Annotated in this window: 25 protein-coding genes; 17 read left to right on the forward strand and 8 right to left on the reverse strand. The window is 60.0% G+C overall.

All coding sequences use genetic code 11. The features are described from left to right. The first annotated feature begins 375 nt into the window (after positions 1 to 375). The 6 genes from J3P75_RS26405 (at position 376) to J3P75_RS26430 (ending at position 3708) form a co-directional block, all read left to right on the forward strand. Complete coding sequence (locus J3P75_RS26405; protein ID WP_434708733.1) at positions 376 to 651, forward strand: hypothetical protein; 276 nt, start codon at positions 376 to 378, stop codon at positions 649 to 651. Positions 652 to 745: 94 nt separating this feature from the next. Then, entirely contained in the window at positions 746 to 1888 is a 1143-nt protein-coding gene (locus J3P75_RS26410; RefSeq protein ID WP_434708734.1) for a hypothetical protein, read from the forward strand. A 339-nt stretch (positions 1889 to 2227) separates the two neighbouring features. Then, entirely contained in the window at positions 2228 to 2527 is a 300-nt protein-coding gene (locus tag J3P75_RS26415) for a hypothetical protein (RefSeq protein WP_434708735.1), read from the forward strand. A gap of 131 nt (positions 2528 to 2658) precedes the next feature. Then, complete coding sequence (locus J3P75_RS26420; RefSeq protein ID WP_332765669.1) at positions 2659 to 3102, forward strand: hypothetical protein; 444 nt, start codon at positions 2659 to 2661, stop codon at positions 3100 to 3102. Further along, positions 3102 to 3374, forward strand: a complete 273-nt coding sequence (locus tag J3P75_RS26425) for a type II toxin-antitoxin system RelE/ParE family toxin (RefSeq protein ID WP_206414664.1) — start codon at positions 3102 to 3104, stop codon at positions 3372 to 3374. The genes J3P75_RS26420 and J3P75_RS26425 overlap by 1 nt, the downstream gene beginning before the upstream one ends. A gap of 82 nt (positions 3375 to 3456) precedes the next feature. Further along, complete coding sequence (locus J3P75_RS26430) at positions 3457 to 3708, forward strand: helix-turn-helix domain-containing protein (RefSeq protein ID WP_434708736.1); 252 nt, start codon at positions 3457 to 3459, stop codon at positions 3706 to 3708. Positions 3709 to 3998: 290 nt separating this feature from the next. Here J3P75_RS26430 and J3P75_RS26435 read toward each other — a convergent pair whose 3' ends face one another. After that, positions 3999 to 5540 (reverse strand): phosphoenolpyruvate carboxykinase, encoded by a 1542-nt coding sequence (locus J3P75_RS26435; RefSeq protein WP_090288305.1) that lies wholly within the window; start codon positions 5538 to 5540, stop codon positions 3999 to 4001. Between the two features lie 181 nt (positions 5541 to 5721). Next, positions 5722 to 6624 carry an Hsp33 family molecular chaperone HslO gene (gene hslO, locus J3P75_RS26440; RefSeq protein WP_090288303.1) on the reverse strand — a complete coding sequence of 301 codons (903 nt, stop codon included), beginning with the start codon at positions 6622 to 6624 and terminating at the stop codon, positions 5722 to 5724. A gap of 105 nt (positions 6625 to 6729) precedes the next feature. Between hslO and J3P75_RS26445 the strand changes: the two genes are divergently transcribed. Further along, positions 6730 to 7530 carry a phosphatase PAP2 family protein gene (locus J3P75_RS26445; protein ID WP_434708737.1) on the forward strand — a complete coding sequence of 267 codons (801 nt, stop codon included), beginning with the start codon at positions 6730 to 6732 and terminating at the stop codon, positions 7528 to 7530. Between the two features lie 145 nt (positions 7531 to 7675). Here the strand turns inward: J3P75_RS26445 and J3P75_RS26450 are convergent, their stop codons facing one another. Beyond that, positions 7676 to 8083 carry an RNA-binding S4 domain-containing protein gene (locus tag J3P75_RS26450; RefSeq protein WP_434708738.1) on the reverse strand — a complete coding sequence of 136 codons (408 nt, stop codon included), beginning with the start codon at positions 8081 to 8083 and terminating at the stop codon, positions 7676 to 7678. Between the two features lie 116 nt (positions 8084 to 8199). Between J3P75_RS26450 and J3P75_RS26455 the strand changes: the two genes are divergently transcribed. From J3P75_RS26455 to rimK, 3 genes are all read left to right on the forward strand, one after another. Continuing rightward, positions 8200 to 8982, forward strand: a complete 783-nt coding sequence (locus J3P75_RS26455) for an EAL domain-containing protein (RefSeq protein WP_434708739.1) — start codon at positions 8200 to 8202, stop codon at positions 8980 to 8982. A gap of 76 nt (positions 8983 to 9058) precedes the next feature. After that, a complete protein-coding gene (locus J3P75_RS26460; protein ID WP_231988050.1) occupies positions 9059 to 9478 on the forward strand; it encodes an ATP-dependent zinc protease family protein in 420 nt (139 codons plus the stop codon). Further along, on the forward strand, positions 9475 to 10380 hold the full coding sequence (gene rimK / locus J3P75_RS26465) for a 30S ribosomal protein S6--L-glutamate ligase (protein WP_007949201.1): 906 nt from the start codon (positions 9475 to 9477) through the stop codon (positions 10378 to 10380). Before J3P75_RS26460 ends, rimK begins: the two co-directional genes overlap by 4 nt. A 201-nt stretch (positions 10381 to 10581) precedes the next feature. Here rimK and J3P75_RS26470 read toward each other — a convergent pair whose 3' ends face one another. Both J3P75_RS26470 and ompR read right to left on the reverse strand, forming a co-directional pair. Continuing rightward, positions 10582 to 11895 carry an ATP-binding protein gene (locus tag J3P75_RS26470; protein WP_090288293.1) on the reverse strand — a complete coding sequence of 438 codons (1314 nt, stop codon included), beginning with the start codon at positions 11893 to 11895 and terminating at the stop codon, positions 10582 to 10584. Between the two features lie 113 nt (positions 11896 to 12008). Continuing rightward, positions 12009 to 12749 carry an osmolarity response regulator transcription factor OmpR gene (gene ompR, locus J3P75_RS26475; protein WP_090288291.1) on the reverse strand — a complete coding sequence of 247 codons (741 nt, stop codon included), beginning with the start codon at positions 12747 to 12749 and terminating at the stop codon, positions 12009 to 12011. A 357-nt stretch (positions 12750 to 13106) separates the two neighbouring features. Here ompR and J3P75_RS26480 point away from each other — a divergent pair, with 357 nt between their 5' ends. From J3P75_RS26480 to tauD, 7 genes are all read left to right on the forward strand, one after another. Then, positions 13107 to 15431, forward strand: coding sequence for a Tex family protein (locus tag J3P75_RS26480; protein ID WP_434708740.1), 2325 nt, complete (start codon positions 13107 to 13109; stop codon positions 15429 to 15431). Continuing rightward, the gene (locus J3P75_RS26485) at positions 15431 to 15814 is read left to right on the forward strand and encodes a PaaI family thioesterase (RefSeq protein ID WP_434708741.1); all 384 of its coding nucleotides are present in this window, start codon (positions 15431 to 15433) and stop codon (positions 15812 to 15814) included. The genes J3P75_RS26480 and J3P75_RS26485 overlap by 1 nt, the downstream gene beginning before the upstream one ends. A gap of 219 nt (positions 15815 to 16033) precedes the next feature. Beyond that, positions 16034 to 17617, forward strand: coding sequence for a glutamate--cysteine ligase (gshA, locus tag J3P75_RS26490; RefSeq protein WP_434708742.1), 1584 nt, complete (start codon positions 16034 to 16036; stop codon positions 17615 to 17617). 342 nt (positions 17618 to 17959) lie between these two features. After that, positions 17960 to 18937 (forward strand): taurine ABC transporter substrate-binding protein, encoded by a 978-nt coding sequence (tauA, locus tag J3P75_RS26495; RefSeq protein WP_434708743.1) that lies wholly within the window; start codon positions 17960 to 17962, stop codon positions 18935 to 18937. 16 nt (positions 18938 to 18953) lie between these two features. After that, complete coding sequence (tauB, locus tag J3P75_RS26500) at positions 18954 to 19748, forward strand: taurine ABC transporter ATP-binding subunit (protein WP_434708744.1); 795 nt, start codon at positions 18954 to 18956, stop codon at positions 19746 to 19748. Next, positions 19745 to 20578, forward strand: a complete 834-nt coding sequence (gene tauC / locus J3P75_RS26505) for a taurine ABC transporter permease TauC (protein ID WP_434708745.1) — start codon at positions 19745 to 19747, stop codon at positions 20576 to 20578. Before tauB ends, tauC begins: the two co-directional genes overlap by 4 nt. Before the next feature lie 145 nt (positions 20579 to 20723). Then, positions 20724 to 21566 (forward strand): taurine dioxygenase, encoded by an 843-nt coding sequence (tauD, locus tag J3P75_RS26510; RefSeq protein ID WP_434708747.1) that lies wholly within the window; start codon positions 20724 to 20726, stop codon positions 21564 to 21566. A gap of 323 nt (positions 21567 to 21889) precedes the next feature. Here tauD and mgrA read toward each other — a convergent pair whose 3' ends face one another. The 3 genes from mgrA to J3P75_RS26525 form a co-directional block, all read right to left on the reverse strand. Then, the gene (gene mgrA, locus J3P75_RS26515) at positions 21890 to 22927 is read right to left on the reverse strand and encodes an L-glyceraldehyde 3-phosphate reductase (protein ID WP_434708748.1); all 1038 of its coding nucleotides are present in this window, start codon (positions 22925 to 22927) and stop codon (positions 21890 to 21892) included. A 203-nt stretch (positions 22928 to 23130) separates the two neighbouring features. Next, the gene (locus J3P75_RS26520) at positions 23131 to 24450 is read right to left on the reverse strand and encodes an LLM class flavin-dependent oxidoreductase (protein WP_434708749.1); all 1320 of its coding nucleotides are present in this window, start codon (positions 24448 to 24450) and stop codon (positions 23131 to 23133) included. A 1-nt stretch (position 24451) separates the two neighbouring features. Beyond that, on the reverse strand, positions 24452 to 26677 hold the full coding sequence (locus tag J3P75_RS26525; protein WP_434711381.1) for a TonB-dependent receptor: 2226 nt from the start codon (positions 26675 to 26677) through the stop codon (positions 24452 to 24454). Positions 26678 to 26743: the final 66 nt, after the last annotated feature.

The raw sequence follows: 26743 nt of genomic DNA on the forward strand, positions 1-26743 counted from the left end.
GGGGCAAATCGATTCGGAATGATACCGCGTCGGGAAATGCTCAACGCAAAGGCATGCGGAACACAGTCAAAAAGAGCCAATTCCGTTCAAGCGAGTGTCGGACGCCTGGAAACTTCCTACCGACTCCGAGGCACACGTTATGAAGGTCGATCACGAATCGTCTGCCACACAAGTAGGAATATTCACCGGTCGATTCCTGGCCAAAACAAACCGCGAAAACGTGTAGGAAAGATCGCTCAATTGACGAAAAAGTCCCTACGAAAGCTGTCCATTGCGGCTGTCTTGTCTCACCGCAAAACGCCCTTCTATAGTGACCGGCGCGGCCTGACACACCACCAGCCCGCCCGAACGCCTCAGCACAGGACACGCTTGACCATGATCAACCGCTACCGCCCGCTCAAGACCCGCTACAGCGAAAACCCGGTCCTGCTCATCGACAGCCATGCCAGCCCGCGCGACCTTATCGACGCCGCCGATCAGCGCTTGCGCGCCGCCGCCGACCTGCTGGAAACACTCTACTGCGTATGTTTCAAACAGGCCGATGTAAAAGACATTCCCAATATCGTCAACGCACTTTATTTACTGGTACAGGACGGCTGCGACTTACTTGAAGTCGCCAAGCAGAACTCCCCACAAACAACTTATAACTAAGCAGCACTACAAACGCAGAAACAACAGAACGCTTTATTTATCCACACAACCACCACTAACTTGTTTGCTCTTACAACTAACCAAGGGCAACACAATGACTGTTTTAACAATTTTCTTTTGCGGCACCGGCTCCAACAAGTTTGATGTCAGCCATGAAAACTTCTGGGACGGCGAACTGGTTTCGACACTGGCCGCCAACCATGCGGGTCGCGAATTCGCCGAATGGATCGTCGTCGACGGACCGGGCAGCGGTAACCTGCAAGCCGACGATCTGTTCACCAAAACCAAGGAATACGGCCTCACCGGCACACTGTTCGGCAAAGGCTGGGAAGAAAACGTGCGGCACGCCGCAAATATCATAAAAGGCAAATGCGACTGGCAGCGCGAACAACTTACCGAAGAAGAATACAACCGCCTTAAAGCCGCGGGCATTCCCATCGAAGATGTAAAGATCGAAGGTTCTTGGTTCTGGCGTAAATATAACTACGGCGATCGCAGCGTGACCCAGCAAACGTTACAAGAGCAAATCATCAAAACTTTCCGCAAGGACGGCGTAATCCCGACCCAAGTCAACCTGGTGGGCTGGAGTCGCGGCGGAATCAGCTGCCATATGTTGGCCAACGCAATGTTGAATGATCCACAGCTGAACCATATTCCGGTGAATATCTTCGCTCTTGATCCGGTGCCGGGCATTGGCAACTTCCAGGACCAACGCATCAAGCTCGGTGCCAACGTCAAAGAGTACGTCGCATTCTATGCCCGCGATGAGCGCTCCAAAGGCTTTAGTTGCGTCATTCCACAGACCGCGGTCGGCACCAAAACCAGCGTCTACCCCATGGCCGGCCGCCACGCGACCATGGCCGGTAACGCCACCGCCGCCGGCGGCGTACCGACCAGCAGCAGCGATCTGAAAACCTTCATCGAACCGGGCCGCGTCGTCCGCCACTTCGCCGAAACCTGCCTCAAACGTTGGGGCGTGCGACTGAACAAAACCCTGAACCTCAGCGAAGCCGACCTGCTGCGCCTCACCGGCGCCATCGCCAGCGACGAAGCACGCTACAAACTGATGCAGAAGGTTTCCTACACCTACTTCACCGAACTGGATCAAGGCGAACGCTATGTGTCGCTGGGCAGCAAAGGCGTACCGTTCTCGGCGGTGAAGGGGTCGATCTACACGCCGGCAACGGGGTTGACGACCAGCGTGCTGGAGTTGGCGGCGTATAAACATCTGCGTTGAAAAGTGAACAGCCGTTGATGGCAACGTCCGATGAGATCTTCATACCGGTCCTACGCAGGCAGACTCTTTGTCTTCTATCGGGGTTTAGGGCTGGAACTTATAGTCGTGGCTGTCGCTGTTCACTTAGCGGCTCAGGTTTGGTCACCTGAAAACAGAGATAACTGATGCATGCCCTTGTATGCTGCCAGCACATTCTGTCGGCACGCTTAATGGCGGCTGTGTTTGGGACGCTTCGGCGTACCGGGTTATCTCTGCCGGTTTGACCAACTTGAACACAGTCCGCCTCCACCGCTTGGTCACGGTAGCAGCGGTTTTCGTTGCCTTCAGAGATGTCAAAAAATGAAAACATGGAATGAGTTTCTCACCGATCGCTACCACCCACTCGAATCCAGCCTCACCGCCACCAAGCCGCTGCTCATCGACACCGCCGCCGACCCGCAAGACATCCTCGAATGTGCCGTCCAGCGTCTGCGCGCTTCCAGCGACCTGCTCCGCACCCTGTACTGCCTCAACTTCAAACAAGCCGACGTCGAAGACATCCCACACATCACCCACGCGCTTTATCTGTTGACGCAGGACGGCTGTGACCTGATGCAGGTCGCGCAACAGCGGATGCTCAACTGGAAAGCACCGACCTGATAACAAGCTGCCAGCCTTTAACTTAAGAACATGATTGCTGGACACCCGGCGTCCAGCCCAAGGAGTGAATTTTGCAAACTACTATTGATTGCGTACGATGGAAGCCATTGTTCAGCCAAGGACTTGTCTTCATGATCATTGAAACCATCGATCACAGCACCCTTACCCACCTGATTGATAACGGTTCTGTTAGCAGCACCAGCATCATCGCCAAACCCGGTGGCTGGTCGATCCAAATTCAGCAAGGAAGCAAAACATTTGCACTGGCAGCGCAACGCAGCGGTCAGGTGCGTCTGTTCAAACGACTTGAAACCCTAGTCAGCTATCTGCAGGGTTTAGGTATAAGCCGCTTTGGAGTGGACGCCTCAAACTACGATCCGCTGCAACTTAAAACTTATGCTCGTCCGGATCGCTCCGAAGCTCTGAAACAGGCACATGAAGCCGCTGCGTATGAAGAATGGTTCAAGCAGCAAGTTCAGATCAGCATCGATGATCCAAGACCAAGCGTTAGCGATGAAGATGCTCGCCGAATATTCGCTGCCAAGCGTGATGCCTTGCGTCAACGAGCGCGCTGATGAGGCTGGTCTGGCGCCAACAAGCGCTTGATGACCGAGACCGAATCATGAATCGCATCGGGCAAGACAATCCTGAAGCGGCTGCGGATCTGGACGACGTTTTCGAATCAAAAGGGGACATCGCCCGACAGCGTCCCACCTTATACAAAAAGGGCAAAGTTGAAGGCACTAGGGAAATAGTTGCTGCCTCCAACTACGTCATCGTCTACACGATCAAAGATGAATACGTGGAGGTGTTGCGAATTATTCATGCCCGGCAGCAATGGCCGTGATGGCGTACTAGAGCCTCTATATCGAGCGGTAAGTGCAATTATTCTGGCGCCATCACTACTCGAGTGAAGGAATATCAGCGTTATGGCCAAAAAAACCGCGCCCCTGCTTCCGAAAACTGCAGCGCTGCTGAGCAATCTGGGCGACCGTCTGAGATTGGCACGTTTGCGCAGAAAGCTGACTGCCAAACAGGTCGCCGAACGAGCCGGAATGTCAGTCATGACACTACGGTCTCTGGAAACAGGTGCTACGGGGGGTGACGATAGGGGCTTATGTGTCAGTAATGCAGGTTCTGGGTCTGGAACAAGACTTGAACCTGCTGGCATCTGCAGATGACCTGGGACGCTCCATGCAGGATCCACGACTGACCCGATTCCAAACATACAAACAACGGGAAGCGAGCACGAGTCATTGCCAGCGGCGGCAGCGTCAATGCTTGCGGCTCAACGGAGCAAAACTCGAGTTACGGAGAGCTATTCATTGAGTCCAGTCGCAAGTTTCCACTCAACACTTTTTCTCTATCCGAGCTTTTAAACGATGTGAATAAATTGAAGAAGGAAGACTAAGAACTGACCCACAAAAAAGCCGCCCCAAAGGGCGGCTTTTTCATTCACAACAACCGATTCTTACAACTTCGGCCCTGCAGCCTTGATCGCGTCGCTCACTTCGAACTTCTTGAAGTTCTCGATGAACAGACCGGCCAGTGCTTTCGCAGCCTCGTCGTACGCAGCCTTGTCAGCCCAAGTGTTGCGTGGGTTGAGCAGGACGGTGTCGACGCCCGGGACGGCCAGTGGCACGTCGAGGTTGATGGTGTCGAGGTGTTCGGTGGCAGCACCGATCAGTGCGCCGCTCTGGATCGCTGCGATCACCGCGCGGGTGGTCGGGATGTTGAAGCGTTTGCCGACGCCGTAGCCGCCGCCGGTCCAGCCGGTGTTGACCAGGTAGACCTTGGAGCCGAAACCGCGGATGCGCTTGATCAGCAGCTCTGCGTATTCGCCGGCCGGGCGCGGGAAGAACGGTGCGCCGAAGCAGGTGGAGAAAGTCGACTTGATGCCGCTGCCCGAACCCATTTCAGTCGAGCCCACCAGTGCGGTGTAGCCGGACAGGAAGTGGTACGCCGCTTGTTCTTCGTTGAGGATCGACACTGGCGGCAGTACGCCGGTCAGGTCGCAGGTCAGGAAGATCACCGCGTTCGGCTCGCCACCGAGGTTCTTCTCGGAACGCTTGGCCACGTGCTCCAGCGGGTAGGCGGCACGGCTGTTCTGGGTCAGGCTGACGTCGGCATAGTCGGCGTGCTTGGCGTCGTCGATGACGACGTTTTCCAGCACCGCGCCGTGCTTGATGGCTTTCCAGATGACCGGCTCGTTCTTCTCCGAGAGGTCGATGCACTTGGCATAGCAACCGCCTTCGATGTTGAACACCACGCCTTCGCCCCAGCCGTGTTCGTCGTCACCGATCAGGTAACGGCTTTCGTCGGCCGACAGGGTGGTTTTACCGGTGCCCGACAGACCGAAGAACAGGGTCACGTCGCCTTCTTCGCCGATGTTGGCAGCGCAGTGCATCGGCAGCACGTCAGCGGCCGGCAGCAGGAAGTTCTGCACGGAGAACATGGCTTTCTTCATTTCACCGGCGTAACGCATGCCAGCGATCAGGACTTTTTTCTGCGCGAAGTTGATGATCACGCAACCGTCGGAGTTGGTGCCGTCACGCTCAGGCACGCACTCGAAGTTGGCCACGTTGAGCACTTGCCACTCATCACGACCCGCCGGGTTGTACTGGGCCGGGTTGATGAACAGGCAACGACCGAACAGATTCTGCCAGGCAGTCTGAGTGGTCATTTTCACGGCCAGGTAGTGATCTTCGGCAGCGCCTACATGCACGTGGGAGACAAAGTGCTCTTGCGCGTTGTTGAAGGCTTCTACGCGAGCCCACAGGGCATCGAACTTGTCGGCCGGGAACTTGCGGTTGATCGGGCCCCAGGCGATAGCGGCCTGGGTGGAAGGCTCTTCAACGATGAAACGGTCGACTGGCGAACGGCCGGTGCGATGACCGGTGCGGACTACCAGAGCGCCGGTATCGGCAAGCTCGCCCTCACCGCGTTGCAGGGCTTCTTTTACCAGATCATCAACACTCAGATCGGTGTACACGGCGTTATTGGCTTGCGTCATGAGGTTCCCCGTCGGCCAGTGGCCGAGTGTGCTCCAAACGTTTTGTAGTAGAAAGTCGTGCACTACTACCGCGAAAAAAGTGGGCCGAATTATGCCAGAAAAGCCCAAAAAGAGTAGGGTCCTCCCGTCGTAACGGCGAAATTCCGTCGCTACGCAGTGAATTTACCTGCGCTGAACCGTTTTAGTGCCGGGTATCTGACGGCGTGTCGACACCCGCGCCAGCGAACAATTGAGCGATATCGGCCGAGTCGAACACGTACTGCTGATTGCAGAACTGGCAGTCGATCTCGACTTTGCCGCCCTGTTCAGCCGCCAGCGCCAGCGCATCCTCCAGCCCAAGACTGACCAGCGCATTGCCGGAGCGTTCCCGCGAGCAGCTGCAGTTGAAGCGCAAATGCTGCACATCGAACAGGCGCACTTGCTCTTCGTGGTAGAGGCGGTGCAGCACGGTTTCGTTGTCCAGGCTGAGCAGTTCATCGGCGCCCAGAGTGCTGGCCAGCGCAGTGAGGTGCTGCCAACTGGCGGCGCGATCTTCTTCGTCTTTCAAGCGATCGGCAGGCAATTGCTGCAGCAGCATGCCGCGGGCACGACGACCGTCGGCGAACAGCTTGAAGCGAGTTCCGACCTGTTGCGACATGACGAAGTAATTGGTGAAGCAGTCCGACAGGGTTTCGCCGTCGAGATCAACGATGCCCTGATAGCGCTGGCCAACGGTCGGGTCGACCGTCAGGGCCAGTACCCCGTTGGGCATCAGATCAGCCAAGGTGGCGTCGGCGGCAATCTGCTCGGCGTCATAGCGCGCCAGGCCACGAATCTCGCGCTCACTGGAGCATTCGATCATCAGCAGCGGAATTGGCCCTTCGGAGCGCGCCTGCAAAATCAGCAGTCCGTCGAACTTCAAAGTGCCGACCATCAGCGATGCCGCCGCCATCAATTCGCCGAGCAACTGCGCCACCGGTTCCGGGTACGGATGCTTGGCAAGAACCTCGGCGTAGCTGCGCTCAAGCGCGACCAGTTCGCCGCGAGTGTCGCTGTCGTCGAAGATGAAACGTTGGGTGAAATCGGTATCCGTTAGGTCGGTCATAGGTCCGGGTATCTGAAAGTGATGACAAAATGATTACAAAACGTGAAAATTTGCGGTTCTTGGCACCCTTTTTGGTGCCGGCGTTTTGGCCATGGGAGGCATTTTATGAACAATCCGGGTTTGTTCCAATCAAGGTGGAACCTCGGCCGGCTGGTTCTGTGTAACGTAGTGCCATTGGCGCTACTGGCTTTCTGGTTATGGCCTACGGGCCAGATGCTGTGTGTGATTTTCGACGAGTGGCTGTTCCGCTCGCTCAACACACCGCTGGCCAGCAACCCGATATGGCTCCACATCTGGGCAATTGCAAGTCTGCGCCCGTTCGACATCGTTGTCGGTCTGATTTTGCTGACGCTGCTTATCAAGGGCGACTGGGTGTTCAAGGCGATCGACGTGCGCCGCGCATTTTTTGGTTTTTTCTCGATCCTGCTGCTGATGGTGGTGATCCGCGCACTGTTTTCCAAATTCGCCGATCACATGGGCTGGCAGCACAGCAGCCCGTCGATGGTGCTCGAAGGCGCGGTGCATATCAGCGATTACTTCCCGCACCTGGAAAAGACCTGGGAGCTGAAGGACCGCTCCGGCCAGAGTTTCCCTGGTGATCATGCCTCGGTGCTGTTGATCTGGGCGTTGTTCATGGCGGTGTTCAGCCGCACGGCTGGCCAGTTTCTGACCGTCTGGGGCCTGGCGCTGTTGTTTATGTTGCCGCGCCTGGTGGCCGGTGCGCATTGGGGTCAGGACGATTACATCGGCGGCGTGTTGCTGGCGGTGTGGGCGTTGGGTTGGGGTTATTACACGCCGTTCGCTTATCACGCGGCGAACTTCTGGTTGAAGGTGACTGCGCCGATTTTCGCGCTGCTCGGCAAGCTGCCGGTGGTGTCGCGGATGAGTGTGATGCGTAGCGCCTGATACCGCGTCGCCTTCAGCGAGTGCTGCGCGCTCCAATCGCCAGCAGGCTGGCTCCCACAGTAGACCGAGTTGCTTGAACATCATGCGGTTCAATGTGGGAGCCAGCCTGCTGGCGATGCCGGGACTGACAGCACTAACCTGGAGGTTAATCGTTGTTGCTGCTACCGCGAAACTTGAACAGATCCCGCCGCTGCTTCTTGCTTGGCTTGCCGTCGGTGCTGACACCCAGCGCCCCCGCCTTGCGCATCGCTGCTGCGGCTTCGCGCTTGGCAATACTCGCCTCGGTCTCGCTGTACAGTGTCTGGGCTTCCGGCGCCCCGCGCCGCACAATCGATAACGCCTCAACCCGCACCGTGCGTTCTTCGAAACCGGTACGAATCTGGAATTCGTCACCAATGCGCGGCTCCTTTCCCGGCTTGCAGCGTTCACCGCGACAGTGCACCTTGCCGCTTTCGATTGCGGCCTTCGCCAAGGCGCGAGTTTTATAAAAACGCGCGGCCCACAGCCACTTGTCGAGACGGACGTTGTCGTCCTCTTCCTGTTTTTGCGCCATATGAATTCCTCGTTCAGCCAGTAGTCGGAACTGTACTACCGTTTCTGTCGGGCGCAAGAACTCGGCCCTCCAGATAGACTGTGATCTAGGCCGGCTATGCGGCATGGAGTGTTCGAGTGACTACAATTTTCCCCTCTTCGTTGACCGCGCCCAAAAGCGGTTGCCAGGGCTGCCAGCAAAGCGAGCCGCTGGACTTCGATTTTGCCTTTGCCTACCAACCGATCGTCGACCTGCGCGATCAATCGGTGTTCGCCCACGAAGCGTTGGTGCGCGGCGTCGCCGGTGAAGGCGCGATGTCCGTGTTAGATCAGGTTACAGAAGCAAACCGCTACCGCTTCGACCAGCTCTGCCGGACCCGCGCCATCGAAGGCGCGGCTGCGCTAAACATGCAGACATACTTGTCGATCAACTTCATGCCCAACGCCGTCTATCGTCCAGAGTTATGCATTCGCAGTACCCTGGAGGCGGCGAAAAAACACAATTTTCCGATCGACCGGCTGATTTTCGAAACCCTGGAAAGCGAGCACGTAGATAACTATCGCCATTTGACCAATATTCTGCGTGAATACCGCGAATTCGGCTTCAAGACCGCCATCGACGATTTCGGTGCCGGGTATTCGGGGCTCAATCTGCTGGCGGATTTCCAACCGGACCTGATCAAACTCGACATGGCGCTGATTCGCGATGTCGATCGTGACCGTGTTCGTCAGGCGATCGTTCGGGGGATTGTCACAATCTGTGCGGAGTTGAACGTTACAGTCATCGCCGAAGGTATCGAGAGCGCCGGTGAACGGGATTTCCTGGCGGACTGTGGAATATTTCTGATGCAGGGCTACTGGTTCGCCAGGCCTGCATTCAAAGCGTTGGCCCAGGTGTCGCCTGAGGCCTGGACACGTTAATCGTTGGTTTCTTTCTTTGAAGACATTTGATCATTTGACCGTTGTCGGTCTGCGCGAATGGGTGGCGCTCCCGGATCTGGGAGTCGCCGGCCTGCGCGCGAAAATCGACACCGGCGCCAGCACCTCCAGCCTGCACGCCACCGACATCGAGCCGTTCGAACGTGACGGCGAGAAGTGGGTGCGCTTCACTGCGCACCTCGGCACGGTGGTGCAGTTGCGTCATCGTCGCTGCGAAGCGCCATTGGTGACGCGCAAGACCATCAAAAGCTCCAACGGCCATGCGCAGGTGCGCTACGTGATCAGCACCACCCTGGCCCTGGGCGATCGGGTGTGGCGGGTCGAGTTCACGCTCGCCTGCCGCAAGTCCATGCGCTATCGCCTGTTGCTCGGCTCCAAAGCCCTGATCGATGGCCACCTGGTGGTCAATCCGGGCATCAAATATGTACAAGACAAGCCGGTGTTCCCGGTATCTACCTTTTCCACAGGTGTTGCATGAAGATCGCTGTGCTGTCGCGTAATCCGCGTCTGTATTCCACCCGCCGTCTGGTCGAAGCCGGAACCGAGCGCGGGCATGAAATGGTGGTGATCGACACCTTGCGCGCCTATATGAACATCGCCAGCCACAAGCCGCAGATCCACTATCGCGGCAAACCGCTGGAAGGCTTCGATGCGGTGATCCCGCGGATCGGCGCGTCGGTGACTTTCTACGGCTGCGCGGTGTTGCGCCAGTTCGAAATGATGGGGGTATTCCCGCTCAATGAATCGGTGGCCATCGCCCGCTCGCGGGACAAACTGCGTTCGCTGCAACTGCTGTCGCGTCGCGGTATCGGTTTGCCGGTGACTGGTTTTGCACACTCGCCGGACGACATTCCCGACTTGATCGACATGGTCAACGGCGCGCCTCTGGTAATCAAGGTGCTGGAAGGTACTCAGGGTATCGGTGTGGTGCTGTGCGAAACCGCGACCGCTGCAGAGTCGGTGATCGAGGCGTTCATGGGCCTGAAGCAGAACATCATGGTGCAGGAATACATCAAGGAAGCCGGCGGCGCGGACATCCGCTGTTTCGTGGTCGGCGACAAGGTCATCGCGGCAATGAAGCGCCAGGCCAAACCGGGTGAATTCCGTTCCAACCTGCACCGCGGCGGTAGCGCCAGCCTGATCAAGATCACCCCGGAAGAACGCATGACTGCATTGCGTGCAGCCAAGGTCATGGGCCTGGCGGTGGCGGGGGTGGATATCCTGCGCTCAAACCACGGGCCGCTGGTGATGGAGGTGAATTCGTCGCCGGGACTGGAAGGGATCGAGACCACCACCGGGAAGAACGTGGCGGGGATCATCATTGAGCATCTGGAAAAGAATGGCGGGCCGAATATGACCCGCACCAAAGGCAAGGGCTAGAGCTAAGAGCAGAAGCCCCTCACCCTAACCCTCTCCCGGAGGGAGAGGGGACTGATTGGGGGATGCATAAAAGATACGCCGACCTGATCCTGCTGTGCCGAATCCACAATCGCCCCAGTCTTTCAGGTCGATGTATGACGCAAGGCACCTCGGTCTGCCCCATCTCCCTCCGGGAGAGGGTTGGGGTGAGGGGCTTTTGATCTACACAGCGTCCCTAGGCAACATTAGCCCCAACGGCAACCGCACCCGCGCTTCCAGCCCACCCCCGGACCGATTGCGCAGTTCGACATTGCCGCCGTGCATCGACGCAATCCGTTTGACGATCGCCAGGCCCAACCCGGTGCCCTTGCCGCCTCGCGCACGATCGCCACGGGTGAACGGGTTGAAGATTGCCTCCAGCTCCGACGGATCGATCCCCGCGCCGCGGTCCATCACGCTCAGTACTACGTACGGCGCGCTGACGTCTCCGGACACGTAAGCCGCCACTTCGACGTGACCGCCGGCATGGTTTAAGGCGTTGCCGATCAGGTTGTTGAGCAGGCGTTTCATCGATACCCGACGCAGCGGAAACGGCTGTATCGGCTCCAGGCGCAAGCGCACCTTCTCTTCGTTCTGGTTGTACGGCGCTGCCACTTCACGCACCAGATCGCTGAGGTCGACCTCTTCCACCGACTCGTCGCGACCGTCGCGAATGAACGCGAGGAACTGGTCGAGAATCGCGTCCATGTCTTCGATGTCGCGGACCATGTCGTCGGTCAGGTCGTTGCGGTCGCCCATCAGCTCCAGCGATAGCCGCAGCCGGGTCAAAGGTGTGCGCAAATCATGGGACACGCCCGCGAGCATCAGCTCACGCTCGCGTCCGGCCTGTTCGACGTCTTCGGCCATCTGGTTGAAGGCGCGATAAACCTCGGTCATTTCACTCGGCGTGTCGCTGATCGGCAGACGCACGCTACGGCCCTGACCGAGTTGGCGCGCGGCATAGACCAGACGCTTCAAAGGCTGGTTGAGCTGGCTGACGAAAATCCATGCCGAGGCCGTCGACAGCAGACCGATGGCCAGGAACCAGCCGAGCACGTTCCAGATTTTCTGACCGCGCAGAGGGTGCGGGTACAACGGCACCTTCAGCCAGCCATCGCCCAGGCTTGGCGCGCGTACCCACAACGCCGGCGGTGAATGCATGCGCAAGCGCACTTCGGTGTCGGCACCTAGCTCCGCCTGCATCTGCCGCTGGTAGATTTCGCTGTACGGCCAATGCTGTTCGCCTTCCGGCACACCGGCGCCGACCACGCGGATCAGGGTGGCGGCATCGGCAATTTTGGCGCGATTTTCTTCATCGGCGGCCCAATAGGCGCGCAGCGTCAGGGCGACGCCGTGGCTGTATTGGCGATCCACCAGCACGTCCTCGTTCATCAACAGATAAACCAGGGTCAGCGCCTTGGAGAACAGCACGACGATCAGCACCAGCCAGAGGGTGCGGGAGAAAAAACTTTGGGGGAACCAGACGGGGGTTTTCATCTTTAACCGCTACACACTTGCAGGAGCGAGCAATGCTCGCATATTGCGGATTGCGAGTCTGCGGACCTGGCCTCTCGACCAGCCCCTGCAGACCCGCTCCTACAAATCACCGATCACTTGCTGGCGGTGCCATCCGGTACGAACACGTAACCAACGCCCCAGACAGTCTGGATATAGCGCGGTTTGGACGGATCAGGTTCGATCATCCGACGCAGACGGGAGATCTGCACGTCGATGGAACGCTCGAGGGCATCCCATTCGCGGCCACGGGCCAGGTTCATCAGCTTGTCGCGGGTCAGTGGCTGACGGGCGTTCATCACCAGCGCTTTGAGCACCGCGAACTCACCGGTGGTGAGCATGTGCACTTCGTCACCGCGCTTCAGTTCGCGGGTCGCCAGCGACAACACGTAATCACCGAAGGTGACGTTTTCGTCTTCGCTGCCTGGCGCGCCGGGTACCGGGGCGGCCTGGCGACGCAGCACAGCTTTGACCCGAGCCATCAGCTCGTCCGGGTTGAACGGCTTGGCCAGATAGTCATCGGCGCCCAGCTCCAGGCCCTTGATGCGGCTCAGCTCGTCGCCTTTGGCGGTGAGCATGATGATCGGGATCTGATTGTTCGCGCCACGCAAGCGGCGGCAGGCGGTCAGGCCATCTTCGCCCGGCAGCATCAGGTCGAGCACGACCAGATTGAACACTTCACGCGACAGCAGACGATCCATCTGCTCGGTGTTCGGAACGGTACGGGCACGGTAGCCCTTGCTGACGAAAAAACGTTCCAGCAGGCTGCTCAGCCCTGGATCGTCGTCAACGATAAGAATTTTTTCGCCTTCAGCAGTTTGTGCAGTGCTGCTCATTGGATGCTCCTTTTAGCTCGGCGCGCATTATGGCGTAGCTGCCGTTATACGCACCGTGTGCATTGTTAGCAGATTTTTCCTTCACTGCCAGAAAACCGGGGTTTATGCCTACAGACTGCAACGCCCCCGAATGACAGAACGCTGGTTATAATGCGCGGCGTTTTGTGCCAGGCAACGTCTGAATCGTTACCGCAGGTGGCAGGCTTTTTCCCCGCGCCGCGCAGTAATCGTTCGATTTCACGGGTCAATGGGCTGCCTCTTGATCCAGGCAGCGGCAATTCTCTAGCCGCTCAACCAGACTCCGGGCCTTTATTTCCGTGCCCGCGAGCCTGCTTTCACACTATGTCAGGTGGTTTTATGGACAGCATCAACAGCCGCATTGCCGAGGAACTCGGTGTACGCCCACAACAGGTCGAAGCGGCCGTCGCGCTACTCGATGAAGGCTCTACCGTTCCCTTCATCGCCCGTTACCGGAAAGAAGTCACCGGCAGCCTCGATGACACCCAGTTGCGTCATCTGGAAGAGCGCCTGCGCTACCTGCGAGAACTCGACGAACGGCGCATCAGCATCCTTGCCAGTATCGAAGAGCAAGGCAAACTCACGCCGGCTCTTGAGCGCGACATCAAGCTCGCCGACACCAAGACTCGCCTCGAAGACTTGTACCTGCCGTACAAGCAGAAGCGCCGCACCAAGGGCCAGATCGCCCTCGAAGCCGGCCTCGGCGAGCTGGCTGACGGCCTGTTCAACGACCCGACTCTGGCCCCCGAAGCCGAAGCCGCGCGCTTCGTCGATGCCGAAAAAGGCGTAGCGGACGTCAAGGCTGCGCTGGAAGGCGCCAAGTACATCCTCATGGAGCGGTTCGCCGAAGACGCCAGCCTGCTGGAAAAATTGCGTAACTACCTGAAACAGGAAGCCACTCTCAGCGCCCGCGTGATCGCCGGCAAGGAAGAAGAAGGCGCCAAGTTCCGCGACTACTTCGAACACGATGAACCGCTGAAAAGCATGCCGTCGCACCGTGCGCTGGCGATTTTCCGTGGCCGCAACGAAGGCATTCTCAGCTCCGCACTGAAAGTTGGCGACGAACTGCCGGGTACCATGCATCCGTGCGAAGGCATGATCGCCCAGCAATTCGGCATCCAGAACCAGAATCGCGCCGCCGACAAATGGCTCGGTGAAGTGGTGCGCTGGACCTGGAAGGTCAAGCTCTACACCCATCTGGAAACCGACCTGCTCGGCGAATTGCGCGATGGTGCCGAAACCGAAGCGATCAATGTGTTCGCGCACAACCTGCACGACTTGCTGCTGGCCGCCCCGGCCGGCCCGCGCGCTACCCTCGGCCTCGACCCGGGCCTGCGTACCGGTTGCAAAGTGGCCGTGGTCGACTCGACCGGCAAGCTGCTCGATCACGCCACGGTTTACCCGCACGTGCCGCACAACAAATGGGATCAGACCATCGCCATCCTGGCCGCCCTGTGCGCCAAGCATTCGGTGGACCTGATCGCCATCGGCAACGGCACCGCCAGCCGCGAGACCGACAAGCTGGCGATCGAGCTGATCAAAAAATACCCGGCGATGAAAATGACCAAGGTCATGGTGTCCGAAGCGGGCGCATCGGTGTACTCGGCATCGGAACTGGCGGCCAAGGAATTCCCCGATCTCGACGTGTCGATCCGTGGCGCAGTGTCGATTGCTCGTCGCTTGCAGGATCCACTGGCGGAGCTGGTGAAGATCGATCCGAAATCCATCGGTGTCGGCCAGTACCAGCACGACGTGTCGCAACTGAAACTGGCGCGCGGTCTGGACGCGGTGGTCGAGGATTGCGTGAACGCCGTCGGCGTCGACGTCAACACCGCGTCGGTGGCGCTGCTGGCGCGCATCTCCGGCCTCAACGCGACACTGGCGCAAAACATCGTTGCGCACCGCGACGAACACGGCGCATTCAAGACCCGGGCGGCGCTGAAGAAAGTCGCGCGTCTGGGCGAAAAGACCTTCGAACAGGCCGCCGGCTTCCTGCGCGTGATGAATGGTGACAACCCGCTGGATTCGTCCGCGGTGCACCCGGAAGCCTATCCGCTGGTGCAGCGCATCGCCGCCGAAACCGACCGTGACATTCGCTCGCTGATCGGCGATGCCGCTTTCCTCAAGCGCCTCGATCCGAAGAAATTCACCGACGAAACTTTCGGTCTGCCCACCGTGACCGACATCCTTCAGGAACTGGAAAAACCCGGCCGCGACCCGCGTCCGGAGTTCAAGACCGCCGAGTTCCAGGAAGGCGTCGAAGACCTCAAGGACCTGCAACTGGGGATGATCCTCGAAGGCGTGGTGACCAACGTGACCGCGTTCGGCGCGTTCGTTGACATCGGTGTGCACCAGGATGGTCTGGTGCATATTTCGGCGCTGTCGGAAAAATTCATCAAGGATCCGCGCGAAGCGGTGAAGGCCGGTGACGTGGTCAAGGTGAAGGTCATGGAAGTCGACATCCCGCGCAAACGCGTCGGCCTGTCGATGCGCATGGGCGACACGCCGGGCGAGAAAATCGACGGCGCCCGTGGCTCGCGTCCGGGCTCGGCGCAACGCCAGCCGTCGAACAACGCGCCACGCAAGGAAACCGTCACCGCAGCGCCGGTGAACAATGCGATGGCCTCGCTGTTCGCCAACGCCAAGCAGTTGAAGAAACGCTGATGGAGCTGCCGGCCGGGCTCGTCGAGAGCGCGTTTTTCAAGCTGTTGGGCTGCCGCCTGCACAGCCTGGAAACCGGGGTGGCGCAAGTCGCCCTGGTGCTGGAGCCGCAGCTGCGTAATCGCGGCGGCAAACTGCACGGCGGCGCGCTGTTCAGTCTGGTCGACATCGCCATGGGGCTGGCCTGCTCCAGCAGCCACGGGTTCGATCAGCAGAGCGCGACCATCGAATGCAAGATCAACTACATCCGCGCCGTTTCCGAGGGCGAGGTAGTGTGCACGGCGCGGGTGATCCACCCGGGCCGCCGCACGCTGGTTGTCGAAGCCGATGTGATGCAGGGCGACAAACTGGTCGCAAAAGCGCAAGGCACCTTCGCTGTCCTGTAGATGTTGGCCATCATTTTGGGTTAATTTCGGCGCAACGAACCCTGTGGGAGCGACGGTGCGGCGAGCAGGCTCGCTCCCACAAGGATTGTGCAGTTCCTGACTGACCGGCAAATGGCCTGCCGCTACTAAACCAGGCGATAACGCCAGTTTCAACTTCACCCTTGTAGACCGTCCTGCCCACCCCCATATTGGGGCGACTGACGCGTGAAGGAATCCAAATTGAGCGAACTTCTCAACCGCCGCCTGGCTCTGCTCGGCGAGCGCGCTAACCTCTCTCTGCTCGAGCAGTGCCTGCACGGTATCGAACGTGAATGCCTGCGCGTGACCAGCGAAGGTCGCCTGGCGCAAACGCCGCACCCCGAAGCCTTGGGTTCCGCGCTGACCAACGAACAGATCACCACCGACTACTCCGAGTCGCTGCTGGAATTCATCACGCCCGCCCTGCCCGACCCGGCCGACACCCTGGCGAGCCTGGACAAGATTCATCGCTTCGCCTACAGCAAACTCGGCGACGAGTACCTGTGGAGCCCATCGATGCCGTGCCCGCTGCCGGCCGAGGAAGACATCCCGATCGCCTATTACGGCACCTCCAACATCGGTCAGCTCAAATACGTCTACCGCAAGGGCCTGGCCCTGCGTTACGGCAAGACCATGCAATGCATCGCCGGGATTCACTACAACTTTTCACTGCCGGAACAGCTCTGGCCGCTGTTGCGCGAGTCCGAGGGCTTCGTCGGCACCGACCGCGATTTCCAGTCGGTGTCCTACATTGCGCTGATCCGCAACTTCCGTCGCTACAGCTGGCTGCTGATGTATCTGTTCGGTGCGTCGCCGGCGCTGGATGCGGGTTTCCTGCGCGGTCGTTCGCATCAGCTCGAACAGCTCGACCCGGACACCTTGTACCTGCCGTACGCGACCAGCCTGCGCATGAGCGACCTCGGTTACCAGAGCAACGCCCAGGCCGGTCTGACGCCGTGCTACAACGATCTGGCGAGCTACACCGACAGCCTGCGCAAAGCCGTGGCCACGCCGTACGCGCCGTACGTCGAAGTCGGCACGCACAAGGATGGCGAGTGGGTGCAGCTCAACACCAACATCCTGCAGATCGAAAACGAGTACTACTCCAACATCCGCCCGAAACGTGTGACCTACACCGGCGAGCGGCCGATCCAGGCCTTGATGGCGCGCGGCATTCAGTACGTCGAAGTGCGTTGCCTGGACATCAACCCGTTCCTGCCGATGGGCATCGACCTGACCGAGTCGCGCTTCCTCGACGCGTTCCTGCTGTACTGCGCGTTGAACGACAGCCCGCTGCTGACCAACACTTCGTGCAGTAACGCGACCTCGAATTTCCTCAGCGTGGTCAAGGAAGGTCGGCGTCCGGGCCTGCAATTGCAGCGCGACGGCCAAGCGGTCGAGATGAAGACCTGGGCTGCCGAACTGCTCGAGCACATCGCTCCGCTGGCTGCGCTGCTCGATCAGAGCCACGGCGGCGATGCGCACAGCCAGGCGCTGGATGCGCAACTGGCGAAAGTCAGCGATCCGTCCCTGACACCGTCGGCACAGGTACTGGCGGCGATGGCCGAGCACAAGGAAAGCTTTGCGCAGTTCTCGCTGCGCCAGAGCCAGGCCCATGCCGAGTTCTTCCGCAGCGAGCCGTTGCCGGCGGATGAGCAGGCGAAGTTTGAGGAAGTGGCGCGCACTTCTTTGGCAGCGCAGGCTGAGCTGGAGCAGAACGAGGTGGGGGATTTTGATGTGTTTGTCGGTTCGTATCAGGCAAGCATCCTCGCAATCAGCAACTGAAGAGCCCCTTGAAGAGCCCCTCACCCTAACCCTCTCCCGGAGGGAGAGGGGACTGACCGCGGTGTTGGTGCGACGTACGTAAACCTGCAATACCGCGCCGAACCCAAGACTTGAAAAACATGAAGATCGGCTCCCTTTCCCCCTCGCCCCCCTGGGGGAGAGGGCTGGGGTGAGGGGGCAAAGATCTAACGTCGAACGAATAAATCCGAACCGCCCACAACCTCCTCGCGCTTAGATTTTTCCGCTCATAAGCTCATTCGAAAAAGTTATTTATTTCAAGATTCTTAGATCATTTAGTCTCCATCCACGCCGACGCTCGGTCGCCTGATATGGAGCTCTTCAATGAAACTGAATGTCCCGCTTCGCCTGCTCGCCGCTGCCACTCTGGCTGCCGCAAGCTTTCTGGCGCAGGCTGCCGATCTCACCGTCGCCTACCAGACCACCGTTGACCCGGCAAAAGTTGCCCAGGCCGACGGCGCTTACGAAAAAGCCACCAAAGCCGATATCGCCTGGCGCAAGTTCGACAACGGCGCCGACATCATCGCCGCCATCGCCTCCGGTGACGTGCAGATCGGTTACCTCGGTTCGAGTCCCCTGACCGCCGCGATCACGCGTAAGGTTCCGGTGCAAACCTTCCTCATCGCCACGCAGATCGGCGCCGCCGAAGCACTGGTTGCGCGCGATGGCTCCGGCATCAAGACGCCGCAGGATCTGATCGGCAAGAAAATCGCCGTGCCGTTCGTCTCCACCGGGCACTACAGCCTGCTCGCCGCGCTGAAACACTGGAACATCGACCCGTCGAAAGTCACCGTGCTCAACCTCGCCCCGCCCGCGATAATCGCCGCCTGGAAACGCGGCGACATCGACGCCACCTACGTCTGGGATCCGGCACTCGGCGTGGCCAAGGAGAACGGCAAAGTGTTGATCACCTCCGGCGAGCTGGCCAAATTTGGCGCGCCAACGTTCGATGCGTGGATCGTGCGCAAGGACTTCGCCGAGAAGCACCCGGAAATCGTCACCGCGTTCGCCAAGGTCACCCTCGACGCCTACGCCGATTACCGCAAGGATCCGCAAGCCTGGCTGGCGAATCAGTCCAATGTCGACAAGCTGGTCAAGCTGTCCGGCGCCAAGGCCAGCGACATTCCGTTGCTGCTGCAAGGCAACGTCTACCCGCTGGCGGCGGATCAGGTCAGCGACCTCGGCGCGCCGACCACCAAAGCCATCACCGACACCGCCGCGTTCCTCAAGGAGCAGGGCAAGGTCGAAGCTGTGCTGCCGGACTACGCGCCGTACGTCAGCGCCAAATACATCACCAACTGATCGGGAGTAGACAGCGATGGCCTTGCTACAGCTGGAGCGCATCAGCGCACAGTACCCGGGCAGCCCTGAGCCGGTGCTGGCGGATATTTCTTTGACCCTGGGGCCCCAGCAGTTGCTGGTCGCCCTCGGCCCGTCCGGCAGTGGCAAGACTTCGCTGTTGAACCTGATTGCCGGTTTCGTCGAACCGAGTGCCGGGCGCATCATCCTTGACGGCGTGCCGGTCAAAGGCCCGAGCGCCGAGCGTGGTGTGGTGTTTCAAGACGACGCCTTGCTGCCATGGCAGGACGTGCTGGCCAACGTTGCATTCGGTCTGGAACTGGCCGGTGTCGCCAGGGACAGACGCGAAAAAATCGCCCGTGAAATGCTCGCGCTGGTGGATCTCTCGGGGTTTGAAAACCGCCGTATCTGGCAACTTTCCGGCGGCCAGAAACAACGTGTCGGCCTCGCCCGCGCTCTTGCCGCCGATCCTCGCGTGTTGCTGATGGACGAGCCTTTCGGCGCTCTCGACGCGTTCACTCGCGAGCAGATGCAAGAGCTGCTGCTGCAAGTCTGGCAGCGCACGACCAAGCCGGTTTTCCTGATTACCCATGACATTGAAGAAGCAGTGTTCCTCGCCACCGACCTGATTCTGCTGGCGCCGAATCCGGGGCAGATCGTTGAGCGCCTGCACCTGGATTTTGGTCAGCGTTATGCCGCTGGCGAGTCGGCCCGCGCGATCAAATCCGATCCGCGCTTTATCGAAACTCGCGAGCACGTGTTGAGCAAAGTGTTCTCGCAACGCAGCGCCGGGCAACGGCAGGAGCGCGTATGAGCAGCTACGACGTCACCGCTGCGGCGGTGAAAACATCCTCGGTGGTCACCCCGGTGCGCCGCAGCCTGAGTACACGCTGGATCAGCCTGCTGACGTTGATCGCGTTGCTGGCGATCTGGTGGGCGGTGACGGCCACTGGATTGATCGAACCGCTGTTCCTGCCACCACCGTCCGCGGTGCTGCAAAAAGGCTGGTTGCTGGCGACCACTGGCTACATGGATTCGACCCTGTGGCAGCACCTGGGCGCGAGCCTCAGCCGCATCGGTCTGGGCCTCGGCTTTGCGATTCTGACCGCCGTGCCGGTGGGCATCGCCATCGGCGCCAACCGCATCGCCCGTGGCGTGCTCGATCCGCTGATAGAGTTCTACCGGCCGATTCCGCCGCTGGCTTATCTGCCGCTGATCGTGATCTGGTGTGGTATCGGCGAGTTGTCGAAAGTGCTGCTGATCTATCTGGCGATTTTCGCGCCGATTGCCATCGCCACCGCGACCGGCGTACGCACGGTTGATCCGGCGAAATTGCGCGCCGCGCAGTCGCTGGGGGCGACCCGTGCACAACTGATTCGCCATGTGATTTTGCCCAGCGCCCTGCCAGACATTCTGACCGGTGTGCGCATTGGTCTGGGGGTTGGCTGGTCGACATTGGTCGCCGCTGAATTGATCGCGGCCACCAGTGGCCTGGGCTTCATGGTGCAATCGGCCGCGCAGTTTCTGGTCACCGATGTGGTGGTGCTGGGCATTCTGGTCATCGCCCTGATCGCCTTCGCCATGGAAATGGGCCTGCGCGCCCTGCAGCGCAAGCTGGTTCCGTGGCATGGCCAGGCGCACTGACCCACGTCATGTAAACAATCGTTGTGGGAGCGAGCCTGCTCGCGAAAGCGTCGGATCAGTCACAGCACTATTGCCTGACACTGCGCATTCGCGAGCAGGCTCGCTCCCACAAGAAGCTCGATACCCGAATTTGAAGAGTACGACCATGAGCAGCCTCACCATCACCCCCTTAAGCTCGGCCCTCGGCGCGCAGATCGGTGGCGTCGACATCAGCCAGCCATTGAGCCTGGAACACCGCGATGCCATTGAGCAGGCGCTGCTCGAGTATCAAGTGCTGTTCTTCCGCAACCAGCCGATCGAGCCGCCGCAACAGGCACGCTTCGCCGCGTATTTCGGCGACCTGCACATTCATCCGATCTACCCGAATGTGCCCGATCAGCCAGAAGTTCTGATCCTTGATACGGCCGTCACCGATGTACGCGACAACGCCATCTGGCACACCGACGTGACCTTCCTGCCGACCCCGGCGATGGGCGCGGTGCTCAGCGCCAAGTTGCTGCCGGAGTTCGGTGGCGACACCTTGTGGGCCAGCGGCATTGCAGCGTATGAGGCGTTGTCGACGCCCATGAAAGGCTTGCTCGAAGGGCTGACCGCGACTCACGATTTCACCCGTTCGTTTCCGCGGGAACGCTACGGCAATACGCCCGAGGCGCTGGCCCAATGGGAAGAAGCACGGCGCAAGAATCCACCGCTGTCACACCCGGTGATTCGTACGCATCCGGTCAGCGGCCGGCGCTCGCTGTTCGTCAACGAGGGCTTCACCTCGAAGATCAATGAACTGGCGGAGACTGAGAGCGAAGCGATTCTAAGATTTCTGTTCGCCCACGCAACGCGGCCGGAGTTCACCATTCGCTGGCGCTGGCAGAAGGACGACATTGCATTCTGGGACAACCGCGTGACGCAGCATTACGCGGTAGACGATTACCGCCCCGCGCGGCGGGTGATGCAGCGGGCGACGGTGTTGGGGGATGTGCCGTTTTTTCGCTGAGCCCTGAACAGCAAAAGCCCCTCACCCTAACCCTCTCCCGGAGGGAGAGGGGACTGACCGCAGATGTTTGTACGAGCTACATCGGCCTGAAATGTCGGGTTGAATTCAAGTATTGAAAATCATGAAAATCGGCTGCCTTTCCCCCTCGCCCCCCTCGGGTAGAGGGGGACTGACGGAGGTGTTTGCGAGCTACATCGGCCTGAAATGTCGGGTTGAATTCAGGTATTGAAAATCATGAAAATCGGCTCCCTTTCCCCCTCGCCCCCCTGGGGGAGAGGGCTGGGGTGAGGGGGTTGGATCTTGTTGACCCAACCCAATCTTCATCACTCCGCCGTCGAAGGCTTCTCCCACAGATTGATCCCGCCCTCCTGGGCAAACCGGTCAATCTCCGCCAGTTCCTCAGCGCTGAAATTCAGATTCTTCAATGCGCCGACGTTCTCGATGATCTGCTCCGGCCGGCTCGCGCCGATCAGTGCCGAAGTCACTCGCGGATCGCGCAGTGTCCATGCCAGCGCCAGTTGCGCCAGGCTCTGCCCGCGACGCTGGGCGATCTCGTTCAACGCCCGTACGTGAGCAATATTTTCCTCGGACAGGTGCGAAGCCTGTAACGAGCCGCCGCCCGGGCGATTGACCCGCGCATCCGCCGGTACGCCGTTGAGGTATTTGTCGGTGAGCAGACCTTGCGCCAGCGGGGTGAAGGCAATCACGCCGGTGCCGAGTTCTTCGGTGGTGTCGAGCAGATCTTTTTCCACCCAGCGATTGAGCAGGTTGTACGCCGGCTGGTGGATCAACAGCGGCACTTTCCACTCTTTCAGCAGCTCGGCCATTTCGCGGGTTTTCACCCCGGAGTAGGACGAGATGCCGATGTACAAAGCCTTGCCCTGTTGCACGGCAGTGGCGAGGGCACTGGCGGTTTCTTCCAGTGGCGTGTCCGGGTCGAAGCGGTGCGAATAGAAGATATCGACATAGTCCAGACCCAAGCGTTGCAGGCTCTGGTCGAGGCTGGCCAGCACGTATTTGCGCGAACCGCCGCCCTGCCCGTACGGGCCGGGCCACATGTCCCAACCGGCCTTGCTGGAAATGATCAACTCGTCGCGGTACTGCTTGAAGTCTTCACGCAGCAGACGCCCGAAATTGATCTCGGCGCTGCCGTATGGCGGACCGTAGTTGTTGGCGAGGTCGAAGTGGTTGATGCCCAGGTCGAAGGCGGTGCGCAGCAGGGCGCGCTGGGTGTCGATCGGCGTGCTGTCGCCGAAGTTGTGCCACAGGCCCAGCGACAATGCCGGCAGCACCAGACCGCTGCGCCCGACGCGGCGGTAAGGGATGGAGTCGTAGCGGTTTTCGGCAGCGGTGTAGATCATCGAGTTTTCTCTTGTCTGTCTTGTCTGAATTCTGCAAGGTCGTGCCGACCTTATCGCCAGCAGGCTGGCTCCCACAGGGGACCGCATTGCTGCTGGAAAACCAACCCCTTCAACAGGCCGCCATCCAGTGTGGGAGCCAACCCCTTCGAGCAGGCTGCCATCCAGTGTGGTAGCCAGCCTGCTGGCGATTGACCGCGAAGCGGTCACGCAAATCTGTTTTTCGGTCGCGCCAGATCGAGGTTCTGGCGCAACGTCCGGCCTTCATACTCCGTTCTGAACAGTCCACGCCGCTGCAGTTCCGGAACCACGCCGTTGGCGAAGTCTTCCAGCCCGCCCGGCAGGTGCGGCACCAGCAGGTTGAAACCGTCCGCCGCGCCTTGTTCGAACCACTCCTGCAACTGATCAGCGATCTGCCCGGGCGTTCCGACCAGGCTGTAATGCCCACGCCCACCGGCAATTTTACGACCCAGTTCAGCTAGGCTCAGTTGCTCGCGCCCCGCCAGCTCGGTCAGTAATGTCTGCCGGCTCTGCTGACCGCTTTGCGTCAGTGGTAACTCCGGTAATGGCCCGTCCAGCGGATACTTCGACAAATCGAAGTTGCCCAGCATACGCCCAAGCAAGGCCACGCCCACCTCGGGTTCGACCAATTGCTGAAACGTTTCACACTTTTCCTGCGCTTCGGCTTCGGTACGGCCGACCACAACGAAGACACCGGGCATGATTTTCAGCGAATCGGCATTGCGACCGTACCGAGGCAGGCGCCCCTTGAGGTCGGCGTAGAACGCCTGCGCACTGGCCAAGGATGACTGTGCGGTGAACACCACTTCAGCCGTCTGCGCGGCCAACTCGCGTCCGGTTTCGGACGAACCGGCCTGGATGATCACCGGTTGCCCCTGCGGTGACCGGGCGACATTCAGCGGTCCTTTGACCCGAAAGTGTTCGCCGACATGATCCAGCACGTGCAGTTTTTCCGGGTGGTAATACGCACCACTGGCCTTGTCGCGCACAAACGCGTCGTCCTCCCAGCTGTCCCACAGGCCGGTGACCACTTGATGAAATTCGCGCGCGCGGCTGTAGCGTTCAGCGTGGCCGATATGTTCGTTACGACCAAAATTCAGCGCTTCGGCGGCGTTGTCCGAGGTGACCAGATTCCACCCCGCTCGCCCGCCGGACAAATGATCAAGCGAAGCGAATTTGCGCGCGACGTGGTACGGCTCGTTGTAACTGGTGGTCGCCGTGGCGATCAGGCCGATGTGCCCGGTCACCGCACTGAGGGCCGAGAGCAAGGTCAGCGGTTCGAAGTGATCGGAGCGCGCCATGCGACTGGCGATGTCGTGGGTCGGTGCGGCGACGCTGTCGGCGACGAACAGCGCATCGAATTTCGCCGCTTCGGCAATCTGCGCCAGCCGCTTGTAATGGGCGAAATCCAGCCCGGCATTCGCCGGCACATCGGCATGCCGCCAAGCGGCCACGTGGTGCCCGGTGGCCATGAGAAACGCGCCGAGTTTCATCTGTCTGCTCATCTCAGAAATCCTTGCGCAGTTGCACGCCAAAATAGCGCTCGTCGTCCCGAGGCACCGCGCGGTAGATGTAGCTGCCGCCACTGGCGAGCAACGGCGAGTAGGACTTGTCGGCGAGGTTTTTGCCGAGCACCGCAACACGCCAGCCGTTGCTGTAATCGGCCAGTGCGACGCTGGCGTTCCACAGCCCATAGGCGCCCTGTTTGGTATCGGGATTCTGGCTGATGTCGTACTGCACTTCGCTTTGCCAGCTGTAATCGGTGCCCAGTTCGAGGTCCAGACCATTATCCAGCGCGATGGTGTAATCGGCGCGCACGTAACTTTTCCAGTCCGGGCTGAAGGGCAGCGGTTTGCCGTTGACGTTGCACGACGCCGCCGCGCCGGCCGGGCAGGCGAACTCGTCGATGCGTGCGCGGGTGTAGGCCAGCGCGCCGGAAAACTTCAGTTGCTGGGTGGCCTGCACGGCGTAATCGAGTTCGACGCCTTCGGTGCTGACGCTGCCGGCGTTGATCAGGCGCGTCACCACCTGCCCGGCGACGGTGTCGAAGAAGTTCGCCTGATAGTTGTCGTAGTCGCTGTGGAAAATCGCCAGGTTGGTCGTCAGGCGATTGTTCCAGGTGGTCGCCTTGATGCCCGCATCCCAGGTGTTGGAGGTTTCCGGTTTCAGCGCTTCGGTGTCGCGCGGCTGCATGTTGAAGAACACGTTGTAGGCCGGGCCTTTGTAGCCACGCGAATAAGTCAGGTAAGTGGTGACCGTATCGCTCAGGTCGTACTGCACGCCGAGACGCCCGGACCAGCCGTCTTCATCGACCGAACCTGAACTGCGGGTCGCCGGCTGGATGCCGCTGACCGTGGTCGACGAAGTGGAAACGCGACGATGATCATATTCCAGATCATCGTGGGTATAGCGCAGCCCGGCGATACCGCGAAAGTCGGAAGTGAAGTTCAGCGTGCTTTCGCCGAACAGCGCATAACTGTCGCTGGTGGTGCTGTAATCCGCAACGCCACGGTCGGTACGCGTGGTGGTCGTCAGCGTGCGCTGATAGCTCTCGTCGTCCTTGCCGTGCATATAGAACAGGCCGCCAACGTATTCGAGAAATTCACCCTTCGGCGAGGCCAGACGCAGCTCTTGGGAATACTGGTCGAACGCCAGGTCGCCCTTGTCCGCTGTGCCAGGGAACGCCGCGGTCACGCTGCCGAGACGGTCGCCGTCCTGATATTGGGTGTTGTCCCAGCCGCGCCATGCCGTGATCGAAGTGAGGGTGTAATCGCTCAATTGCCAGTCGAGCTGGGCGGACAGGCCTTTGTTGATGTCCTCGATGTGAGAGCGGGTGTCGGTGTTGATGTCGCGGTTGTGGCTGGTGGCATTCACCGGGCTCAGCGCATTACTGAAGGCCGGCGTCAGGGATTGGCTGACCACGCCATTGGGCGCATCGTCGTGGGACTGCATGTAGTCGGCGATCAGGGTGAACGTGACGTCGTCATTGGGGGTGAATTCAAGCTTGCCGCGCACGCCGCGATGGTTGTAGCCGTTGACCTCCTGGCCGTTGTGCTGGTTATCGACGTTGCCGTCGTAGGTGCCGAACAGCGTGCTGATCGAGCCTTTCAGAGTGTCGGGGATCAGGCTGCCGCCAATGCCGAAACGCGTGCGGCTTTCGTTGCCGCTGTAGTACGACTGCTCAGCGTAGCCATGCGTCTCGTTAGTCGGCGCCTTGCTGGTGATGTTGAGTACGCCGGCCGAAGCATTCTTGCCGAACAGCGTGCCCTGCGGGCCGCGCAACACCTCGACGCGCTCGAGATCGAGCAGATCAAGCGTGGCCTGCCCCGGACGCGCATACACCACGCCGTCGATGACGGTGGCGACAGTCGGCTCAACGCCGGGCGAGGTGGAAATCGTGCCGACGCCGCGCACGAATAACGAGGTGTCTTTGTTCGAGGCGCCGGTGCGGAAATTCAGCGAGGGCACCTGCTGAACGATGCTCGCCACGCCGTTGCGGTTATCGCGCTCAAGCTGCTCGCCGTCGATCACCGAAACTGCGACCGGGACTTTTTGCAGCGACTCCTCGCGGCGGGTCGCGGTAACGGTCACCGACTTCAGCGTCGGCTCTTGATCGCGGCTGTCAGCCGCCAGTACGTTGGGCAACGGCAGCGCCGCCAACCCTGTCAGTAACCAGCCAGTGGCGCGAATCGACTGCGCCAGTTTGTGTCTCGCCCCAGGAATGTTGTGCATGTTCTGCCCGCTCGAAATTGGCCCTGATCCGCTGTCGTTCTGCGACGACAGCGCCTGATTCGGTGT

The organism is Pseudomonas sp. R1-1, from assembly GCF_051132135.1.
Classification (GTDB): Bacteria; Pseudomonadota; Gammaproteobacteria; order Pseudomonadales; family Pseudomonadaceae; genus Aquipseudomonas.

What these genes read in the sequence shown, in the direction of transcription:
- J3P75_RS26405 (WP_434708733.1), top strand. Translation starts at nt 376, where the DNA reads ATGATCAACCGCTACCGCCCGCTCAAGACCCGCTACAGCGAAAACCCG.
- J3P75_RS26410 (WP_434708734.1), top strand. Translation starts at nt 746, where the DNA reads ATGACTGTTTTAACAATTTTCTTTTGCGGCACCGGCTCCAACAAGTTT.
- J3P75_RS26415 (WP_434708735.1), top strand. Translation starts at nt 2,228, where the DNA reads ATGAAAACATGGAATGAGTTTCTCACCGATCGCTACCACCCACTCGAA.
- J3P75_RS26420 (WP_332765669.1), top strand. Translation starts at nt 2,659, where the DNA reads ATGATCATTGAAACCATCGATCACAGCACCCTTACCCACCTGATTGAT.
- J3P75_RS26425 (WP_206414664.1), top strand. Translation starts at nt 3,102, where the DNA reads ATGAGGCTGGTCTGGCGCCAACAAGCGCTTGATGACCGAGACCGAATC.
- J3P75_RS26430 (WP_434708736.1), top strand. Translation starts at nt 3,457, where the DNA reads ATGGCCAAAAAAACCGCGCCCCTGCTTCCGAAAACTGCAGCGCTGCTG.
- J3P75_RS26435 (WP_090288305.1), bottom strand. Translation starts at nt 5,540, where the DNA reads ATGACGCAAGCCAATAACGCCGTGTACACCGATCTGAGTGTTGATGAT.
- hslO (WP_090288303.1), bottom strand. Translation starts at nt 6,624, where the DNA reads ATGACCGACCTAACGGATACCGATTTCACCCAACGTTTCATCTTCGAC.
- J3P75_RS26445 (WP_434708737.1), top strand. Translation starts at nt 6,730, where the DNA reads ATGAACAATCCGGGTTTGTTCCAATCAAGGTGGAACCTCGGCCGGCTG.
- J3P75_RS26450 (WP_434708738.1), bottom strand. Translation starts at nt 8,083, where the DNA reads ATGGCGCAAAAACAGGAAGAGGACGACAACGTCCGTCTCGACAAGTGG.
- rimK (WP_007949201.1), top strand. Translation starts at nt 9,475, where the DNA reads ATGAAGATCGCTGTGCTGTCGCGTAATCCGCGTCTGTATTCCACCCGC.
- J3P75_RS26470 (WP_090288293.1), bottom strand. Translation starts at nt 11,895, where the DNA reads ATGAAAACCCCCGTCTGGTTCCCCCAAAGTTTTTTCTCCCGCACCCTC.
- ompR (WP_090288291.1), bottom strand. Translation starts at nt 12,749, where the DNA reads ATGAGCAGCACTGCACAAACTGCTGAAGGCGAAAAAATTCTTATCGTT.
- J3P75_RS26480 (WP_434708740.1), top strand. Translation starts at nt 13,107, where the DNA reads ATGGACAGCATCAACAGCCGCATTGCCGAGGAACTCGGTGTACGCCCA.
- J3P75_RS26485 (WP_434708741.1), top strand. Translation starts at nt 15,431, where the DNA reads ATGGAGCTGCCGGCCGGGCTCGTCGAGAGCGCGTTTTTCAAGCTGTTG.
- tauA (WP_434708743.1), top strand. Translation starts at nt 17,960, where the DNA reads ATGAAACTGAATGTCCCGCTTCGCCTGCTCGCCGCTGCCACTCTGGCT.
- tauB (WP_434708744.1), top strand. Translation starts at nt 18,954, where the DNA reads ATGGCCTTGCTACAGCTGGAGCGCATCAGCGCACAGTACCCGGGCAGC.
- tauC (WP_434708745.1), top strand. Translation starts at nt 19,745, where the DNA reads ATGAGCAGCTACGACGTCACCGCTGCGGCGGTGAAAACATCCTCGGTG.
- tauD (WP_434708747.1), top strand. Translation starts at nt 20,724, where the DNA reads ATGAGCAGCCTCACCATCACCCCCTTAAGCTCGGCCCTCGGCGCGCAG.
- mgrA (WP_434708748.1), bottom strand. Translation starts at nt 22,927, where the DNA reads ATGATCTACACCGCTGCCGAAAACCGCTACGACTCCATCCCTTACCGC.
- J3P75_RS26520 (WP_434708749.1), bottom strand. Translation starts at nt 24,450, where the DNA reads ATGAGCAGACAGATGAAACTCGGCGCGTTTCTCATGGCCACCGGGCAC.
- J3P75_RS26525 (WP_434711381.1), bottom strand. Translation starts at nt 26,677, where the DNA reads ATGCACAACATTCCTGGGGCGAGACACAAACTGGCGCAGTCGATTCGC.